The 16,397-nt window shown below is 70.0% G+C and carries 19 protein-coding genes; 6 read left to right on the forward strand and 13 right to left on the reverse strand.

The genetic code is table 11. The features are described from left to right. Nucleotides 1–3: 3 nt before the first annotated feature. From DJ017_RS00095 to DJ017_RS00105, 3 genes are all read right to left on the reverse strand, one after another. Complete coding sequence (locus DJ017_RS00095) at nucleotides 4–726, reverse strand: DUF4908 domain-containing protein (protein ID WP_226999958.1); 723 nt, start codon at nucleotides 724–726, stop codon at nucleotides 4–6. 121 nt (nucleotides 727–847) lie between these two features. Next, nucleotides 848–1,573 carry a beta-ketoacyl-ACP reductase gene (gene phbB / locus DJ017_RS00100; RefSeq protein WP_111526797.1) on the reverse strand — a complete coding sequence of 242 codons (726 nt, stop codon included), beginning with the start codon at nucleotides 1,571–1,573 and terminating at the stop codon, nucleotides 848–850. A gap of 61 nt (nucleotides 1,574–1,634) precedes the next feature. Beyond that, the gene (locus DJ017_RS00105) at nucleotides 1,635–2,810 is read right to left on the reverse strand and encodes an acetyl-CoA C-acetyltransferase (protein ID WP_111526798.1); all 1,176 of its coding nucleotides are present in this window, start codon (nucleotides 2,808–2,810) and stop codon (nucleotides 1,635–1,637) included. A 183-nt stretch (nucleotides 2,811–2,993) separates the two neighbouring features. Between DJ017_RS00105 and phaR the strand changes: the two genes are divergently transcribed. Continuing rightward, nucleotides 2,994–3,623 (forward strand): polyhydroxyalkanoate synthesis repressor PhaR, encoded by a 630-nt coding sequence (gene phaR / locus DJ017_RS00110; protein WP_111526799.1) that lies wholly within the window; start codon nucleotides 2,994–2,996, stop codon nucleotides 3,621–3,623. A gap of 73 nt (nucleotides 3,624–3,696) precedes the next feature. Further along, nucleotides 3,697–4,020, forward strand: coding sequence for a hypothetical protein (locus tag DJ017_RS00115; RefSeq protein ID WP_226999959.1), 324 nt, complete (start codon nucleotides 3,697–3,699; stop codon nucleotides 4,018–4,020). Here DJ017_RS00115 and DJ017_RS00120 read toward each other — a convergent pair. Next, a complete protein-coding gene (locus DJ017_RS00120; protein ID WP_111526800.1) occupies nucleotides 4,017–4,331 on the reverse strand; it encodes a DNA-binding protein in 315 nt (104 codons plus the stop codon). The two genes, DJ017_RS00115 and DJ017_RS00120, sit on opposite strands and share 4 nt — an antisense overlap. A 233-nt stretch (nucleotides 4,332–4,564) precedes the next feature. Between DJ017_RS00120 and DJ017_RS00125 the strand changes: the two genes are divergently transcribed. Beyond that, entirely contained in the window at nucleotides 4,565–4,966 is a 402-nt protein-coding gene (locus DJ017_RS00125) for an SRPBCC family protein (protein ID WP_111526801.1), read from the forward strand. Here the strand turns inward: DJ017_RS00125 and DJ017_RS00130 are convergent. Beyond that, nucleotides 4,963–5,715 carry a glycosyltransferase family 2 protein gene (locus tag DJ017_RS00130; RefSeq protein ID WP_111526802.1) on the reverse strand — a complete coding sequence of 251 codons (753 nt, stop codon included), beginning with the start codon at nucleotides 5,713–5,715 and terminating at the stop codon, nucleotides 4,963–4,965. The two genes, DJ017_RS00125 and DJ017_RS00130, sit on opposite strands and share 4 nt — an antisense overlap. A gap of 54 nt (nucleotides 5,716–5,769) precedes the next feature. Between DJ017_RS00130 and DJ017_RS00135 the strand changes: the two genes are divergently transcribed. Next, nucleotides 5,770–7,452 (forward strand): ArnT family glycosyltransferase, encoded by a 1,683-nt coding sequence (locus DJ017_RS00135; protein WP_111526803.1) that lies wholly within the window; start codon nucleotides 5,770–5,772, stop codon nucleotides 7,450–7,452. Next, a complete protein-coding gene (locus DJ017_RS00140; RefSeq protein WP_111526804.1) occupies nucleotides 7,449–8,360 on the forward strand; it encodes a hydroxymethylglutaryl-CoA lyase in 912 nt (303 codons plus the stop codon). The genes DJ017_RS00135 and DJ017_RS00140 overlap by 4 nt, the downstream gene beginning before the upstream one ends. On the opposite strand, the gene DJ017_RS00145 is transcribed toward DJ017_RS00140, so the two are convergent. The 8 genes from DJ017_RS00145 to cysS form a co-directional block, all read right to left on the reverse strand. Then, a complete protein-coding gene (locus DJ017_RS00145) occupies nucleotides 8,357–9,184 on the reverse strand; it encodes a class I SAM-dependent methyltransferase (protein ID WP_111526805.1) in 828 nt (275 codons plus the stop codon). The two genes, DJ017_RS00140 and DJ017_RS00145, sit on opposite strands and share 4 nt — an antisense overlap. 15 nt (nucleotides 9,185–9,199) lie before the next feature. Continuing rightward, entirely contained in the window at nucleotides 9,200–10,138 is a 939-nt protein-coding gene (locus DJ017_RS00150) for a glycosyltransferase family 2 protein (protein WP_111526806.1), read from the reverse strand. A gap of 61 nt (nucleotides 10,139–10,199) precedes the next feature. Then, a complete protein-coding gene (thrS, locus tag DJ017_RS00155; protein ID WP_111526807.1) occupies nucleotides 10,200–12,125 on the reverse strand; it encodes a threonine--tRNA ligase in 1,926 nt (641 codons plus the stop codon). Next, nucleotides 12,122–12,394, reverse strand: a complete 273-nt coding sequence (yidD, locus tag DJ017_RS00160; RefSeq protein WP_111526808.1) for a membrane protein insertion efficiency factor YidD — start codon at nucleotides 12,392–12,394, stop codon at nucleotides 12,122–12,124. The genes thrS and yidD overlap by 4 nt, the downstream gene beginning before the upstream one ends. 55 nt (nucleotides 12,395–12,449) lie before the next feature. Next, entirely contained in the window at nucleotides 12,450–12,911 is a 462-nt protein-coding gene (locus DJ017_RS00165) for an iron-sulfur cluster assembly scaffold protein (protein ID WP_111526809.1), read from the reverse strand. 54 nt (nucleotides 12,912–12,965) lie between these two features. Then, complete coding sequence (locus DJ017_RS00170; RefSeq protein WP_111526810.1) at nucleotides 12,966–13,526, reverse strand: NADPH-dependent FMN reductase; 561 nt, start codon at nucleotides 13,524–13,526, stop codon at nucleotides 12,966–12,968. Nucleotides 13,527–13,548: 22 nt separating this feature from the next. Further along, a complete protein-coding gene (locus DJ017_RS00175) occupies nucleotides 13,549–14,109 on the reverse strand; it encodes an SRPBCC domain-containing protein (protein ID WP_165830479.1) in 561 nt (186 codons plus the stop codon). Further along, on the reverse strand, nucleotides 14,109–15,491 hold the full coding sequence (gene cysS / locus DJ017_RS00180; RefSeq protein WP_111526811.1) for a cysteine--tRNA ligase: 1,383 nt from the start codon (nucleotides 15,489–15,491) through the stop codon (nucleotides 14,109–14,111). Before cysS ends, DJ017_RS00175 begins: the two co-directional genes overlap by 1 nt. Before the next feature lie 196 nt (nucleotides 15,492–15,687). Here cysS and folE point away from each other — a divergent pair, with 196 nt between their 5' ends. Then, entirely contained in the window at nucleotides 15,688–16,317 is a 630-nt protein-coding gene (folE, locus tag DJ017_RS00185; RefSeq protein WP_111526812.1) for a GTP cyclohydrolase I FolE, read from the forward strand. Nucleotides 16,318–16,397 lie beyond the last annotated feature (80 nt).

The raw sequence follows: 16,397 nt of genomic DNA on the forward strand, positions 1-16,397 counted from the left end.
GCCTCAGCGGTCCGGCGCGGCCACCGCGGCGGCGATGCGGCCCGACGAGGGACGGCCGGCAAGGCCCTGGCTGGGCGTCACGGTGATCTTCAGCGTGCCCTTCTGGACGGTGGCGGCGACACGCCGGCCCTCCTCCAGGAACACGCGTTTGAGCCCGGCCAGGCGGCTGCGGCCCTGCGGATGCTCGGAAAGTCGCGCCACCGCGACGCTCGCCACGGTGGCCGCATCGGCGATCACAGCCGAGGAGGCCGGCGTCGCCTCGGCGTCGAACAGGATCACGTGCTTGGCCGCCCGGCTGGCCCGCAGGGACGCCTGGCCGAGGCGCTCGAGCAGCGCCTGCGGGCCCAGCGGCGCCAGCCTGAGCGGCGCGCCGCCGCCGGCCAGGGCCGCGGCCTCGCCGTCCGGGCGGTGGGTGGTGAAGACGGTGACGCCGCCGAGACGGGTGGCGCGCAGCACCGGCTGGCCCACGTCGTTCTTGTAGATCACGTCGCCGCGTGGGGCGGGCTGCGGCTGCAGGGCCCAGACCTCGGGGCTGTTCTCGAACTTCAGGAGCGGCCGGCCCTGGGTGAGGTCGAGGGTGAAGACGTCGCCGTCCTCGGAGACGTAGCGGGCCACGGGCGGGGCGGAGAAGTCGCGCCCCATGGAGGGGCCATGCTCGCCGAACAGCACCGCGCGCAGGGACTGCGCCTGGGCGGAGCCGGCGAATCCGACGAGCGCGCAGACCAAGGCTGCGCAGATCGACCTCATTACCGCCGTCGGCCCGCCGTCCATCACGCACCAGCAGATGCCGCTGGACTGGGGCGCTTTTTGGACGTCGGAGAGGCTGTAGGCGGGCTGCGACAGAACGTCAGCCCACCAGGTACTGGCCGCCGTTCAGGGCGAGCGTCGCCCCGGTCACATAGCCAGCCCGTTCACCCGCCAGGAACGCCACCATGTCGGCGATCTCCTCTCCTCGACCCAATCGGCCGACGGGAATCTGGGCGATGATCCCTTCCAGAACCTTTTCGGGCACCGCCTGGACCATCTCGGTGTCGATATAACCGGGCGCGATGCAGTTCACGGTGACGCCCTTGCGGGCGTTCTCCAGGGCCAGCGCCTTGGTGAAGCCGATCATGCCGGCCTTGGCCGCGGAGTAGTTGGTCTGGCCCATCTGCCCCTTCTGGCCGTTGATCGAGGAGATGTTGACGATGCGGCCCCAGCCGCGGTCGCGCATGCCCTCGATGACCTGGCGGGTCATGTTGAAGAGGCTGTCCATGTTGACGCGGATGACCTCGCTCCACTGTTCGGAGGTCATCTTGTGGAACACCCCGTCGCGGGTGATGCCGGCGTTGTTGACCAGCACGTCGATGGGGCCGAGCTCGCGCTCCACCGCCTCGGCGGCGTGCCGGCAGTCGGCGAAATTGCCGACGTTACCCTTGACCACCATCACGCCCAGCTCGCGGGCGCAGGCCTCGGCCGCGGCGTCGTTGCCGGAATAGCCGGCGGCCACCTTCATCCCGTCGGCCTTCAGCCGCTCGACGATCGCCCGACCTATGCCACGGGTGCCCCCCGTGACGAGCGCAACCCTGGCCATTCGGCTATTCCTCCTGAAAGGGCCGCCAGGTCTTGCGCCCGGCGGCTCCGATTGCTGTACGTCACATCTTCTCGACGCACATGGCCACGCCCATGCCGCCGCCGACGCAGAGCGTGGCCAGGCCCTTGGATGCGCCCGAACGCTTCATCTCGTGGAGCAGGGTGGTCAGGATGCGGGCGCCCGAGGCGCCGATCGGGTGGCCGATGGCGATGGCGCCGCCGTTGACGTTCACCTTTTCGGGGTCGAGGCCGAGGTCGCGCAGGACGCAGATCGACTGGGCGGCGAAGGCCTCGTTGGATTCCACGAGGTCGAGGTCGCCGACGCTCCAGCCGGCCTTCTCAAGCGCCTTGCGGCTGGCCGGGATCGGGCCCGTGCCCATGATCTGCGGATCGACGCCGGCGTGGGCCCAGGAGGCGATGCGGGCGAGCGGCTTGAGGCCGCGCTTCTCGGCCTCCTCGGCGCTCATCAAGACGAGAGCCGCGGCGCCGTCATTGATCCCCGAGGCGTTGGCGGCGGTGACCGAGCCGTCCTTGGTGAAGGCGGGCTTGAGGCCGGCGACGCTGTCGAGCGTCACGCCATGGCGGATGTACTCGTCGTCGGCCACCACCACGTCGCCCTTGCGGGTCTTGATCGTGACCGGGGCGATCTCTTCCTTGAACTTGCCGGCCTTCTGGGCGGCCTCGGCGCGGTTCTGGGAGCCGACTGCGAACTTGTCCTGGTCCTCGCGGGTGATCTGCCAGCGGGCCGCGATGTTCTCGGCGGTCTGGCCCATGTGGTAGCCGTGGAAGGCGTCCCACAGGCCGTCCTTCAGCATGGTGTCGACGAACGCGAACTCGCCCATCTTCTGGCCGTTGCGCAGGTTGGCCGCGTGCGGCGACTGGCTCATGCTCTCCTGGCCGCCGGCGACCACGATCCGGGCCGAGCCCTCGGCGATCTGCTGGGCGGCGAGCGCGACCGCGCGCAGGCCCGAGCCGCAGAGCTGGTTGAGGCTCCAGGCGGGCGCCTCGACGGGCACGCCGGCGTTGATCGCCGCCTGACGGGCCGGGCCCTGGCCGGCGCCGGCCTGCAGCACCTGGCCCATGATCACCTCTTCGACGTCCGCGGCCTGGATGCCGGCCCGTTCCACCGCGGCCTGGATGGCCACCTTGCCCAGTTCGTGCGCCGGCACGGCCGACAGGGCGCCGTTGAACGAGCCCACAGGCGTGCGGGCGGCGGAGACGATGACGATGTCGCTCATGTTACTTCTGATCCTTGGGAAGAGGCTGGCGGGCCCTGCCGTCACTCTATCGGGAGCGAGCAGCCGTTCGGCAACCCCCGCGATGCGCAATCATTCCAAGCCCTTTGCCATTCCGCTCGCATCCGCGATACTGCGGTGCAGAAGAAGGGCGACCCCAGACGCCGCCCGCGACAAGGAATTGGGATGGCCGACACCCAAGGGACCGATGCGCCGCAGGGCGAGCGCGTCGTCATCAAGAAGTATGCGAACCGGCGGCTCTACAACACCGCCTCGTCCTCCTACGTCACCCTCGAGCACCTGTCCGACATGGTGAAGAAGGGCGTCGATTTCGTGGTCTATGACGCCAAGACCAACGAGGACATCACCCGCCAGGTGCTGACCCAGATCATCTTCGAGGAGGAGAGCCAGGGGCAGAGCCTGCTGCCGATCCAGTTCCTCCGCCAGCTGATCAGCTTCTACGGCAACTCCCTGCAGGCGTTCCTGCCCTCCTACCTGGAGCTGAGCCTGGCGACCTTCGCCAACCAGCAGGAGCGGATGCGCAACCAGTTCTCCTCTATGGCGCCGACCGGCGGCCCCGCCGGCGTGCAGGGCGGGATGATGGGCGCCTACGAGGAGCAGATCCGCCAGAACCTGGCGCTCTTCGACCGCGCCATGAAGATGTTCTCGCCCTTCGCCTATGCGAAGCCGGAGGAGCCCGCGCCGCCGCCGGCGACCAAGGCCGCCGAGCCGTCGTCCGACGAGGCGCTCGGGGAACTGCGCAAGCAGATGGCCGAGATGCAGGCCCAGATCGAGAAGCTCGCGACCAAGCGCTGAGCGCAAACGTCAAACGTTCAGGGACTCGCTCCGCACGCAACGGTGGCGTAGGGTTTGCAATTCGTTAGGCATGATGTCCCGAATTGACCCGATCCGACGCGCGGACCTCCTGAAGAGGGCCGCCAAGCCCGAGACGGAGGCCGAGGAAGCCCCCTCCGCCGAGGTCGTTCGCCTGCCCGTGCCGGTGGACCGGGTCGTCCGCGTCGAGCCCCGTTTTGACACAGACGCCCACGCCGCCTTCGCCGCTCACCTGATCGGCCAGGAGGGCCAGAAGCGCGGCCTGCGCGCCGGGCCGGAGCTCTTCGACACGGCCCGGGTGACCTACAACCGCACCGAATGGTCCGGCGCCAAGGACCGCCGCGCGCCCAAGGGCTGCAAGGCCAGGACCGAGGTCTAGGCCTCCTTCAGGGCCGCCAGGGCGGCTTCCAGGGCCGCCACTCGCCGCTCCAGCGCCGCGATCCGAGCCTCCGGCGAGGCCGCGCCCGGCAAGGGCGTCGAGATCCCCGCGCGGTCGGCGACTTCGGCCGCCGCGACGCCGAGCAGCTCGGCGAAACACGCCACCTCCTGGGCGGAAAGTTCCCGCTGATCCTTGAAGACGAGCGCGAGGTCCGCCTCGCTCAGGCCGGCGGCCGCCGCCAGGACGGCGCGCGAGAGGCCGCGCTCACCGAGACGGGCGTCGAACCATTCCGCGTCGAAGAAGAGGGCCATGGGCGATCCGGATCCGTCTGGCACCGGTCTTGCTTAACCAAGTTCGCACACTTGGACCAAGGGGCCGCGCATGAGCCAGATCGCCTTCCGCATCATCGACGTGGCCGTCGTCGCCCTGATCCTCAGCGCCCTCACCTGAAGCGTTTCAACTGACGGCCTGACCCCGTCCGTTTCCCGCCAGCCAGGCGATCGCGCAGCGGCCATTCTCCGGGCCTCAGCAACGGAGAACGGCGATGGCCAGCATCATCAGGGAAATCGTCGTCGACGCCGCGCCGGCCGCGGTCTGGGACGCGGTCGCCGACTTCGGGGCGGTCCATCGCCGCTTCGCCCCCGGCTTCGTCACAGACGTCGAGCTGGTCGAGGGCGCGCGCATGGTCACCTTCGGCGACGGCATGGTGGTGAAGGAGCTGTTCCTCGGGCGCGACGACGCCCATCGCCGCCTCGCCTATTCGGTGCAGACGGAGCGCTTCGCCCACCACTCGGCGTCGTTCCAGGTGCTGGACGAGACGGGCGGCAAGTCCCGCCTGGTCTGGACCGCCGACGTGCTTCCCGACGCTGTCGCGGACTACCTGGCCGGTCGGATGGAGGCGGGCCTGACCGCCGCCCAGGACGTGCTGGGCCGCGTGCCGGCCTAGACCTCGTCGACCCCGACCGGGTTGCGGGCCCGCGACTGCAGCCACATTACGCCCATCAGGTCCGACAGCGACACCCAGAGCCGGCCGAGGTTGGTGTACTTGGAGACGCCCGTCTGGCGATGGCGGTGGTGCACCGGCAGGAAGGCGGTCTCATAGCCCTCGCGCAGCATCAGGGCGGGCAGGTAGCGGTGGATGTGGTCGAAGTAGGGAAGCCGCAGGAACGCCTCGCGGCGGAACGCCTTCAGGCCGCAACCGGTATCGTTGGCGGTGTCCTTGAGCAGCCGCTTGCGGACGCCGTTGCCGACGCGCGAGGCGATCTTCTTGGCCTGGCTGTCCTGGCGCTTGACGCGCTCGCCGCCGACGAGGGCGAGCTCCGGCGGACCGGCCAGCAGGGCGTCCACCAGCTTGGGCCCGTCAGCCGGATCGTTCTGGCCATCGCCGTCGAGGGTCACGACCACCTCGCCGCGGGCGCCGATCACGCCGGTGCGGATGGCGCGGCTCTGGCCGGCGTTCTTGCGGTGGGCCAGCACGCGGAGCTGCGGAATCTCGCCCTGCAGGGCCTTGAGGGCGGCCCGCGTGCCGTCACGGCTGGCGTCGTCGACGAACACCATCTCGTAGCTGCGGCCCGCGAAGGCGGCGGCGATCTCGCGCGCCAGGGCCGGCGCCGCGCCCTCCTCATCGAACACGGGGACGACTACGGAGATCTGAGGGGACACTTGCGGCGCTGCGTTTGCGGCGGATCGGGCCATGCCCCTCCATAGCGGAAAAGGTCGCCTTGGGAAGGATCATGCTATCAGGGGCCAATGACGCTTCAGGCTGAACTGGCGAAGTGGAGCCGCGGCTGGCGGGGGCCGGCGGCGGCGGCGTTCATCGCCTTCCTGGCGGGCCTCCCGGGCCTGCTGGCCGTGCCGCCGCTCGACCGCGACGAGTCGCGATTCGCCCAGGCCACCGCCCAGATGCTGGAGAGCCGCGACTTCGTGGTGATCCGCTACCAGGACGAGCCGCGCTTCAAGAAACCGGTGGGCATTCATTGGCTGCAGGCGGCGAGCGTCAGCCTGCTCTCTAGTCCCGAGGCGCGGGACATCTGGGCCTACCGCATCCCCTCGCTGCTGGGCGCCATGCTGGCGGCCGCGGCCTGCGCCTGGGGCGCGGCGGCCTTCTTCGGCCCCGAGGCGGGGCTGTTGGCCGGCGCCATGCTGGGGACGACGTTCCTGCTCTCCACCGAGGCGATGATCGCCAAGACCGACGCGGTGCTCTGCGGGGCCACGACCCTGGCCATGGCGGCGCTGGCCCGTCTCTACGCCTCGGCGCGCGAAGGACCGTCCGCCGGCCGGCGCGTGGCGATGACCTTCTGGGCGGCGATGGGCGTCGCGGCCCTGGTGAAGGGCCCGGTCGGGCCGATGGTCGCCGGTCTGGCGATCCTGATGCTGCTCGCCATGGAGCGACGCCCGCGCTGGCTGGCCAAGCTTCGCCCCTATTGGGGCCTGATCGTCTTCCTGCTGATCGTCGGCCCCTGGGCCGGGGCTGTGACGGTGGCGACCGACGGCGGCTTCTGGAGCAAGGCCGTGGGCGGCGACCTGGCCCCCAAGCTGGCCGGCGGCCAGGAGACCCACGGCGCGCCGCCCGGCTATCACACCCTGCTGGCGCCGCTGCTGCTGTTCCCCATGACCCTGCTGCTCCCCGCCGCTCTGGTCACCGGTTGGCGGCGCCGGGCCGAGCCGGGGGTGCGCTTCGCCCTCGCCTGGCTGATCCCCACCTGGCTGGTGTTCGAACTCCTGCCGACCAAGCTCGTCCATTACACCCTGCCCGCCTATGGCGCGGTGTGCTGGCTCGCCGCTGCGGCCCTGGTCGAACCCCTGGGCAAGCGGGTGAAGATCGCCGGCGCGATTCTGGCCGGCCTGTTCGGGGCGCTGCTGGCGGGGGCGGTCTTCTATCTCGACAGCCTCTACGGCGAGGGCGTCGACCTCGCCTTTGCGATCCTGGCGGCCGCCTGCCTCGCTGCGGCGGGGCTCGGGGGCGCCTATATGCTGCTGAGGAAGACGAGCCCGCTTCCCGCCGTCGCCACGGCGCTGGGCTTCGGCCTCCTCGGCCACGCCGCCCTGGCGGCCGGCCTCGCGCCGCGGCTCGACCCGCTCTGGCTGTCGAAGCGGACCGAGGCCGCCATGGGCAAGGCCCGGCTCCTGCCTCGGCAGGGGATCGCCGACGCCCCGGTCGCGGTGGCCGGCTACGCCGAGCCGAGCCTGGTGTTCGCCCTGGGCACCGAGACCGAACTCGGCGGCCCGGAAGAGGCCGCCCAGGCCATCGCCGAGCATCGCCCGGCGGTGGTCGAGACGCGCGAGGAGCCGGCCTTCCAGCAGGCGCTGAAGGCGGATCACGCAAGGGCAGACCTGGTGGCGGAGGTGAAGGGTCTCGACTATTCGAGCGGTCACAAGATGACCCTTCGGATCTACAAGGCGCCCGAGGGCGCGCAAGGAGGCCAGCCATGAGCCGCCACATCGAGATCGTCGAGGTCGGCCCCCGCGACGGCCTGCAGAACGAGAAGACCCTGCTCGAGATCGATCAGAAGCTCGAGTTCATCAACCGGCTCGAAGCCGCCGGCGCCCGGCGGATGGAGACCGTCTCGTTCGTCAACGCCAAGCGCGTGCCGCAGATGGCCGGCGCCGAGGAGATCTCCGCCGCCCTGCCGCATCAGGCCGGCCGGTCCCGCATCGGCCTGGTGCTCAACGAGCGCGGCTGGGATCGCTGCGTCGCGGCCGAGTGCGACGAGGCCAACATCGTGGTCTGCGCCAGCGACGGCTTCGGCATCCGCAACCAGGGCGCCTCGGTCGAGGAGCAGGTCGCCGCCATGCGGACCATCGCCGCGCGCAAGCACGCCGAAGGCGGCCCGCCGATCAGCGTGACCATCTCGGTGGCCTTCGGCTGCCCGTTCGACGGCGAGGTCTCGGACGAGCAGGTGGTGCGCATCGCCCAGGCGGCGGTCGAGGCCAAGGTGGACGAACTGGCCCTGGCCGACACCATCGGCGTGGCCGATCCGTGGCTGGTGCGCCGCCGCATCGAGGCGGTGCGCAAGGTGGCCGCGGACACCAAGCTGCGCATGCACTTCCACGACACCCGCAACACGGGCCTGGCCAACGCCTACGCCAGCGTCGAGGCCGGCATCGACGTCCTGGACGCCTCCTGCGGCGGCCTCGGCGGTTGCCCCTTCGCGCCGAACGCCACCGGTAACATCGGCACCGAGGACCTGGTCTACATGCTGGAGCGGGCCGGCTTCTCCACCGGCTACGACCTCGACGCCCTGATCGCGACGGCCGGCTGGGTCTCGAACCTGCTCGGCAAGGCGCCGACCGCCTCGGTCAGCCGGGCCGGCGGCTTCCCCCGGCCGCAGGCGGCCTAGGCCTTCTCCACGACGTAGAGATCCTGGCCGCCGGCGTAGGTGGCGCCGGGCGCCCAGTCGCCGCGCTCGAACCTGGCGATGCGGAAGCCCACCTCTGCGATCGCCTGCTCCAGGGCCGGACGGTAGTGGCCGATGGCGGCCTCCGGCGCATCGGGCTGGGCGACCTCCGAGGTCGCGTCGAAGGGCTGGAAGGGGAAGGTCGCGCTCCGCTCCCGGCCCGTCTCGAGGGCGAAGGCGGTGAAGACGAAGCGGCCGCCCGGCTTAAGGGCGCGATGGGCTTCGCCCAGGTAGCGGCGGACGGCCGGCATGCGCAGGTGGGTGAAGACCGACGCCGCCAGGGCCACGTCGAAGGCGCCGTCCCGCGCGGGGAACACCGCGGAGAGCTCGTCCAGCCGGCCTGTCGGATTGTAGTCCGGGTGGCGGACGTCGAGCTGGGCGAAGGCCAGGTGCGGCTCGTCGGCGAAGCGCCGGCGGCAGTAGGCGATCGCGGCCGCCGAGACATCGAACCCCAGATAGCCGCCGCCGCAGGCCGCCAGCAGGGCCGAGAGCCCCAGCGCCGCCCGGCCGGTGCCGCAGCCGATGTCGAGCACCTCCTCGGTCCCGACCAAGCCCGCCTGGGTCCGCAGAAGGTCGGCCAGGTAACGGCCGGTCGCGGCGTAGCCGCCGTGACCCACGTGGTGGATCACCGACCAGGGCTCGGCGCGCCGCTCCGGATCGACGAGACGGGCGGGAAGGCTCTTGAGGTCCTCGATGGCGCCCATGGCGGCGCGGCGCACGCGGTGCGGCGCGAGATGGGTGAGCGGCCTCAGGAAGCGGGGGATCACTCGGGACGCGGGCCGTCAGGCCGCGCGGCCGGTGAGGCGCCAGAGCACGGGCCGGGCAACCGCCGTGCAGACGATCACCGGCGACAGCAGCCAGGCGAGGAGCGCCGCGCCGACGCCATCGGCGCGCTTGCGGAAATAGCGGGCGAGGCCGAGGCCCTTGTAGAGCTCGACGCGGATCGGGCTGGCGTGGCTGGTGTGACCCAGGTGGATCACCTCCGCCTTGGGATGGAACAGCACCTCGCCGCCCTGCTGGCGCACGCGCCAGCACAGGTCGACGTCCTCGACGTGCAGGAAATAGCCTTCGTCGAAGCCCTGCACCGCGTCGAAGTCCTCGCGGCGCATGCTGAAGCAGGCGCCGGAGATGGTCGGCACCGCCACCGGCTCCTTCGGCGTCTCGTCGGATTCCCAGTGCACCTCGAAGCGGCGCCAGCCCGGCACCCGCTGCGAGAGGCGGCTGAGCGACATCAGCGCGCTCACCGGGGTGATGTCGCCGCGCCGGGCGCCGCGCTGTTCGGTGCGGTCGGCGTTCAGCACCCGGCCGCCGACGATGCACGGCGAAGCGCCCGCCTCCAGGCCGCGGACCAACTCGGCCACGCAGCCGCCCTGGAGGAAGGCGTCGGGATTGAGGAAGACGAGAATGTCGCCCACCGCCTCGCGGGCGCCGAGATTCGCGCCACGCGCGAAGCCGATGTTGCCGTGGCCCGTGACCAGCCGCACCCGACCGTCACGCGCGGCGAGCCGCCGGAGCGCCTCGGCCTCGGTGCGCGTGGAGCCGTTGTCGACCACCACCAGCTCGTCGACGAGGGGGTCGCGCAGGACGCATTCCAGGCTCTGGGTCAGGGCCTCTCCGGTCATGTAGACGACCATGACGACCGAGACTTTCCGCCGGGGCGCCAGGAAGTCCGGCGCCTCGACGGGCTCGGCGGCGACGATCGGTGCGGCGATGCCGTTCATCCAGCCTCCCTTGCCCCGATCACCCTGAAAACCCCTGCGGGAACGGCCCCCCGTCCCAAGCTCATGAGGCAAGATCGGGCGGAGTCGCCTCCAAGGCAAGCGCCTTTGCGGCGTCCGCGAGGTCCACAACCTGTTGTTGATCCGAGCCGAGCCGCCGCAGGGCGACACGCTTCTCCTCCGCCTCGCGGCGGCCGACGACGGCGATGACCGGGACCTTGGCCAGGCTGTGCTCGCGCACCTTGTAGCCGACCTTTTCGTTGCGCAGGTCCGTCTCGACCCGCAGCCCCTGTGCCTTGAGCATCGCCGCCACCTCGTGGGCGTAATCGTCCGCGTCCGAAGTAATGGTCGCAACCACAACCTGAACGGGAGCCAACCACAGGGGAAACGCGCCAGCGTAGTTTTCGATCATCACTCCGATGAAGCGTTCCATCGAGCCGCAGATCGCCCGGTGCAGCATGACGGGACGCTGCTTCGAGCCGTCCTCGGCGACGTACTCCGCGTCGAGACGCTCGGGCAGGACGTAGTCGAGCTGGAGCGTGCCGCACTGCCAGGTGCGGCCGATGGCGTCGCGCAGGTGGAACTCGAGCTTGGGGCCGTAGAAGGCGCCCTCGCCGGGCAGGTGCTCGACCGTGGCGATGCCGGCGTTCTTGGCCGCCCGCTCGAGCTTGGCCTCGGCGACGTCCCAGATCTCGTCGGTGCCGAAGCGCTGCTCCGGACGCAGGGCCAGCTTCACCGCGTGCAGCTCCAGCCCGCAGTCGCGATAGACGCTCTCGAGCAGGCGCACGAACTTCGTCGACTCCTCCTCGATCTGGTCCTCGCGGCAGAAGATGTGCGCGTCGTCCTGGGTGAAGGCGCGCACGCGGAAGATGCCGTGCAGGGCGCCCGACGGCTCGTAGCGGTGACAGGCCCCGAACTCGGCCATGCGCAGGGGCAGGTCGCGGTAGCTCTTCTGGCCGTGCTTGAAAATCTGGACGTGGCCCGGGCAGTTCATCGGCTTGACGGCCAGGACCTCGCCTTCCTCCGTCTCGCAGGTGAACATGTTCTGGCCGAACTTCTGCCAGTGGCCGGACTTCTCCCAGAGCTCGCGGTCCATGATCTGGGGCGCCTTGACCTCCTCGTAGCCATCGGCGTCCAGCCGGCGGCGCATGTAGGATTCGACCGTCCGGTAGAGCGTCCAACCCTTGGGGTGCCAGAAGATCATGCCCTTGGCCTCTTCCTGCATGTGGAAGAGGTCCATGACCCGGCCGATCTTGCGGTGGTCGCGCTTCTCGGCCTCCTCAATGCGGTGCAGGTAGGCCTCGAGGTCGGCTTCCGTGCCCCAGGCCGTGCCGTAGATCCGCTGCAGCATTGGGTTGCGCGAGTCGCCCCGCCAGTAGGCCCCGGCGAGCTTCGTCAGCTTGAACGCCTTGCCGGCCGCCTTGGTGGACGGCAGGTGCGGACCGCGGCAGAGGTCCTTCCAGTTCCCCTGGCGATAGACGCTGACCTGCTCGCCCGCAGGGATGCCGCCGATGATCTCGGCCTTGTAGTCCTCGCCGATGGACTTGAAGTGGGCGATGGCCTCGTCGCGGTCCCAGACCTCGCGGACGATCTTCTCGTCGCGGTCGACGATCTCCTTCATCCGCTGCTCGATCTTCTCGAGGTCGTCGAGGCTGAACGGCTCGGCGCGGGCGAAGTCGTAATAGAAGCCGTCCTCGATGGACGGGCCGATCGTCACCTGGGTGCCGGGAAACAGCTCCTGCACGGCTTCGGCCATGATGTGGCTGACGTCGTGGCGGATGGTGTCGAGGGCCTCGGGGCTCTCGCGCGTCAGGATCTCGAATCTGCCGCCGGCCTCCAGCGGCCGGTCGACGTCGAGAAGCTCGCCGTCGAGCTTCACCAGCACCGCCTTCTTCTCGAGCGATTTCGAGATGCCGGCGGCGATCTCACGCCCCGTCACGCCGCTGTCGAAGCTGCGCTTGGAGCCGTCGGGGAAAACCAGTTCGATCATGTCTCACACGTCCAGGTGCGCGCCGGACCGTCCTTGGCCCCTCGGCGCGGAGGCGGCGGCGGGTCATAGCCCGATCCGCCCCAGGGATGACAGCGACACAGCCTGCGGGCGGCGAGCCAGCTCCCGCGCCACGGGCCGTGGCCGATCAGGGCGTCGGCGGCGTATTCCGAGCAGGTCGGAAGAAACCGGCACTGCCGCCCGATCAGCGGCGAAAGCGTCAGCTTGTAGGCGCGAAGCGCGCCCCTGACGCAGCTCTCGTAGAAGGTCATGCCGGCTGCGGTCTTCGAGGTGACGCCCAGCGCTTACGCCGGGCGTCCGAGAGGATCAAGCCGCGCCGGCGGGGCTAGTTCGCGCCCCATGGTTCCCAAGGGCCTTGCGGACGGCCTCGCACACTGCATCGAACGCGAGCAGCGTCGAGGCGTGGCGGGCGGGATAGTCCTTCACAGGCGCGAGCATCGCGAGGTCCGAGAAACGTCCGCCGGGCGGCGGACCGCCCTCTTTCAGCATAGAACGGAACTGATCGCGAGCGCTTTCAAGCTCCTCGGCGCCGGCGCCGATGACGTGCGCGCCGAGGATGGAGGCCGAGGCTTGGCCGAGGGCGCAGGCCTTCACCTCCTGGGCGAAGTCGGCGACGTGGTCGCCGTCGAGCTTCACGTCGACGATGACCCGGCTGCCGCACAGCTTGGAGACCTTCTCGGCCGAGCCGTCGGGCTCCGCCAGCCGGCCGAGCCGGGGCAGGTTGGCGGCGAGCGCCAGCACCTTGGCCGAATAGAGGTCGTCGATCATGGCCCTTAAGTCGGGGTCCGGAGCGCGTCTGTCAAACCGCCGCGCCGTCGCAGCTCAGCCATTGAAGCGCAGCACCCAGGCCTTGAACGCCTCGAGATAGCGGCCGAGGAACTTCGCCGTCGCCTCGTCGGTCAGCTTGCCCTCGGCGTCGAACTTCTCGTGCGCGCGGAACACCAGGACCTCCGGCTGAGGCATGCAGAAGGAATTGGTGAACTCGAAAGCCTGGCGCAGCTGGCTCTGGCCACGGGCCGAACCCGTCGCGCCGGGGGAAGCCCCGATGATCCCGACCGGCTTGCCGCTCAGGGCCGCGTCTTGCGGCGGGCGAGAGGCCCAGTCGACGGCGTTCTTCATCACCCCGGGGACGCCGTGGTTGTACTCGGGCGTCACCATCAGGACGCCGTCAGCCGCGCGGATCGCCCGCTTGAATGCGGCGACGCCTGCGGGATCGCCCTCGGCCTCCACGTCGCCATTGTAGAGCGGCACCGGCGCCAGATCGAAGATCTCGATCGACATGCCGCCGGGCGCGGCGGCCTGGGCCGCCCGCAAGAGGGCCCGGTTGAGCGATCCTTGCCGGAGGCTGCCGGCAAATCCCAGAATTTTCACCTCGTCCGCCATCTTCGCCTCCTGAGGTCAGGGCTTAACCCTTGGCGGCGCTCCAGTGCGCCTCGGCGCGGGCCTTGAGCGCCTCGTTCATTTCGCGGAAGCCGCGGTGCACGGCGCGGCCCAGCGACTTGGCGACGGTCGGGCCCATGAGGCCGCCGAAGATCTCGCCGTTGGAGACGATGCAGCTCTCCTCGGCGAGCTGCTCGATCTCGATGTAGCGGACGTTGTTCACCAGCCCGCCGAGCATGGTCAGCCGCCAGTGGAGCTGCTCATTGGGCACCCACTCGAGCACCACCGGCTGGATCTGGCGCTGGGCCTGGCCCGGCAGGGCCAGGGTCAGGGTGAGCTGGGATCCGATGCGGATGGCGCCGGCCGCCTTTGGATAGAGCGGGTTCCACTCGCTCCAGCGCTCGAGGTCGGAGACGATGTTCCAGATCACCTCCGCCGGGGCCTGGACGCCGATGCGATGCTCGATCGGGAAGCCCTTGGGGCCGGCGGCCTTGGGCGCGTCCTTCTTCTTGTCGTCCTTCTTCCCGGCTCCGACGTTGCGGGCGAAGAGGCCGGCCTTGAGCTGGGGCGGCGGGGCGATGGGCATCAGGCTTGCTCCTTCAGGCGCCAGGTCGCCCCAGTCGGCCCGTCGAGAACCTCCACGTTCAACGCCGCCAGCTCACCGCGGATGCGGTCGGCCTCGGGCCAGTCCTTGGCGCGGCGGGCGGCGTCGCGCGCGGCGACCAGCTCATTGATGCGGCTTTTGACGCTCTCGTCCACTCCGCCCTGGAACCAGCTGTCGGGATCGGCGGCGAGGAAGCCCATCAGCCGCGCGGAGGCCAGGAGCTCGCCCTTGGCGCGGGCCTTGTTCTCGCCCTTCGCGGTCTCCAGCCGGGAGGCCAGGCCGAACAGCTCGGCCATGGCGGCGGCGGTGTTGAGATCATCCTCCAGGGCGGCGACGAAGGCGGCCGACGGCACGTCGGTGGCGGCCTCCACGTCCTTCGCCCGCTCCAGCGCGCCATAGAGGCGGTCGAGCGAGCGCTTGGCCTGGTCGAGCAGGTCGGCGTTCCATTCGAGCGGCGCGCGGTAGTGGCCGACGAGCAGGGCCCAGCGGATCGCCTCGCCGGGGTAGGCCTTCAGCAGCTCGTGGGCGAGCGCCACGTTGCCCAGCGACTTCGACATCTTCTCCTCGCCGAAGTTCAGGAAGCCGTTGTGCAGCCAGAACCGCGAGTAGGTGTGGTCGTGGGTGGCGCAGACGCCCTGGGCGCGCTCGTTCTCGTGGTGCGGGAAGACGAGGTCGATGCCGCCGCCGTGGATGTCGATGGGCAGGCCCAGGGTCTGCTCGATCATCGCCGAGCACTCGATGTGCCAGCCGGGACGCCCCGGACCCCAGGGGCTCTCCCACACCGGCTCACCCGGCTTGGAGGGCTTCCAGAGGACGAAGTCGGCGGGGTTCTGCTTGTAGGGGGCGACGTCGACGCGGGCGCCGGCGATCATCTCCTCCAGCGGCCGGCCGGAGAGCTTGCCGTACTCGGCGTAGGCCTGGGTGTTGAACAGGACATGGCCTTCGGCGGCGTAGGCGGCGTTGTTGCGCACCAGCCGGCCGATCATGTCGATGATCTGGTCCATGGTCCGCGTGGCGCGCGGCTGGAAGGTCGGCCGAAGGGCGCCGAGCTTCTCCGCATCGCCGTTGTAGGCCTCGAGGTAGCGGTCGGTGACGGTGTCGATCGGCACGCCTTCCTCGGCGGCCTTGGCGTTGATCTTGTCGTCCACGTCGGTGACGTTGGCCGCGTAGAGCACCGCCTCTTCGCCGTAGGTGAAGCGCAGCAGGCGGAACAGCACGTCGAACACCACGACGGGCCGGAAATTGCCCACGTGGGCGAAGTTGTAGACCGTCGGCCCGCACACATACATCGTCACCCGCTTGGGGTCGGCGGGGGCGAAGTCCCGCTTCTCGCGGGCCATGGTGTCGTAGAGCTTCAAGGTCATTTTGAGCAGTCTTGTGAGCGGGCTGACCCAGCGGAACAGTTGCCGGGCAAGGCGGGCAGCCCATATACAGTTCGCCCGGACGGGAAGCCACGGGAACTCTCGGGGCTCTTTCCCATCCAAGTGAAAGGGTGGCACGCGTCATTTCCGGGACCGTCGTCCCGGCGCAACTCAGCCCTGGAAAGAACCGCTCTCACACATGGACGCCATCCGCGACCGAACCCTGGTCGGATCCTCTGACCTTGATCTTGAAGCCGTGAAGCGCCCCACGCGCGAAGAAGCGATGGAGGCCGTTCGCACCCTGATCGCCTGGGCCGGCGACGATCCCCGCCGTGAAGGCGTGATCGACACGCCCAAGCGCGTCGTCGACGCCTATGCCGAATGGTTCGAGGGCTACAAGCTCGACCCGGCCAAGGAACTCTCCCGCACCTTCGAGGACGTGCAGGGCTACGACGACATCGTCATGCTCCGCGACATCGAGGTGGAGAGCCACTGCGAGCACCATATGGCGCCGTTCCTGGGCAAGGCCTACGTCGCCTACATGCCGACCAACCGCGTGGTCGGCATCTCCAAGCTGGCCAAGGTGGTCGAGATCTTCGCCCGCCGTCTCCAGACCCAGGAGACCATGACCCAGCAGATCGCCGACGCCATCACCGACAGCCTGCGCCCGGCGGGCGTGGCGGTGCTGATCGACGCGGCGCACCAGTGCATGACCACGCGCGGCGTGCACCACCGCCACGTCTCGACGATCACCACGCAGTTCACCGGCGTCTTCAAGACCGACGCCAGCCTGCGCCAGCGCTTCCTGGACTTCGTCAACAAGCGCTGAGGCCAAGGCTCCCCCTCACGGGGAGCTGTCCCCGGACGGACTGGGGGGGCTGAACGGCAGGGCGTCCGACGCTCATGGCT

Origin of the sequence: Phenylobacterium soli, from assembly GCF_003254475.1 — a bacterium.
Classification (GTDB): domain Bacteria; phylum Pseudomonadota; class Alphaproteobacteria; order Caulobacterales; family Caulobacteraceae; genus Phenylobacterium; species Phenylobacterium soli.

Excerpts from the sequence above, each read along its gene's own strand:
- yidD (WP_111526808.1), bottom strand. The coding sequence starts at position 12,394 with ATGACCTTCTACGAGAGCTGCGTCAGGGGCGCGCTTCGCGCCTACAAG.
- folE (WP_111526812.1), top strand. The coding sequence starts at position 15,688 with ATGGACGCCATCCGCGACCGAACCCTGGTCGGATCCTCTGACCTTGAT.
- DJ017_RS00175 (WP_165830479.1), bottom strand. The coding sequence starts at position 14,109 with ATGCCCATCGCCCCGCCGCCCCAGCTCAAGGCCGGCCTCTTCGCCCGC.
- phaR (WP_111526799.1), top strand. The coding sequence starts at position 2,994 with ATGGCCGACACCCAAGGGACCGATGCGCCGCAGGGCGAGCGCGTCGTC.
- DJ017_RS00120 (WP_111526800.1), bottom strand. The coding sequence starts at position 4,331 with ATGGCCCTCTTCTTCGACGCGGAATGGTTCGACGCCCGTCTCGGTGAG.
- DJ017_RS00115 (WP_226999959.1), top strand. The coding sequence starts at position 3,697 with ATGTCCCGAATTGACCCGATCCGACGCGCGGACCTCCTGAAGAGGGCC.
- thrS (WP_111526807.1), bottom strand. The coding sequence starts at position 12,125 with ATGATCGAACTGGTTTTCCCCGACGGCTCCAAGCGCAGCTTCGACAGC.
- DJ017_RS00170 (WP_111526810.1), bottom strand. The coding sequence starts at position 13,526 with ATGGCGGACGAGGTGAAAATTCTGGGATTTGCCGGCAGCCTCCGGCAA.
- DJ017_RS00165 (WP_111526809.1), bottom strand. The coding sequence starts at position 12,911 with ATGATCGACGACCTCTATTCGGCCAAGGTGCTGGCGCTCGCCGCCAAC.
- DJ017_RS00130 (WP_111526802.1), bottom strand. The coding sequence starts at position 5,715 with ATGGCCCGATCCGCCGCAAACGCAGCGCCGCAAGTGTCCCCTCAGATC.
- DJ017_RS00135 (WP_111526803.1), top strand. The coding sequence starts at position 5,770 with ATGACGCTTCAGGCTGAACTGGCGAAGTGGAGCCGCGGCTGGCGGGGG.
- DJ017_RS00125 (WP_111526801.1), top strand. The coding sequence starts at position 4,565 with ATGGCCAGCATCATCAGGGAAATCGTCGTCGACGCCGCGCCGGCCGCG.
- cysS (WP_111526811.1), bottom strand. The coding sequence starts at position 15,491 with ATGACCTTGAAGCTCTACGACACCATGGCCCGCGAGAAGCGGGACTTC.
- DJ017_RS00140 (WP_111526804.1), top strand. The coding sequence starts at position 7,449 with ATGAGCCGCCACATCGAGATCGTCGAGGTCGGCCCCCGCGACGGCCTG.
- DJ017_RS00105 (WP_111526798.1), bottom strand. The coding sequence starts at position 2,810 with ATGAGCGACATCGTCATCGTCTCCGCCGCCCGCACGCCTGTGGGCTCG.
- phbB (WP_111526797.1), bottom strand. The coding sequence starts at position 1,573 with ATGGCCAGGGTTGCGCTCGTCACGGGGGGCACCCGTGGCATAGGTCGG.
- DJ017_RS00150 (WP_111526806.1), bottom strand. The coding sequence starts at position 10,138 with ATGAACGGCATCGCCGCACCGATCGTCGCCGCCGAGCCCGTCGAGGCG.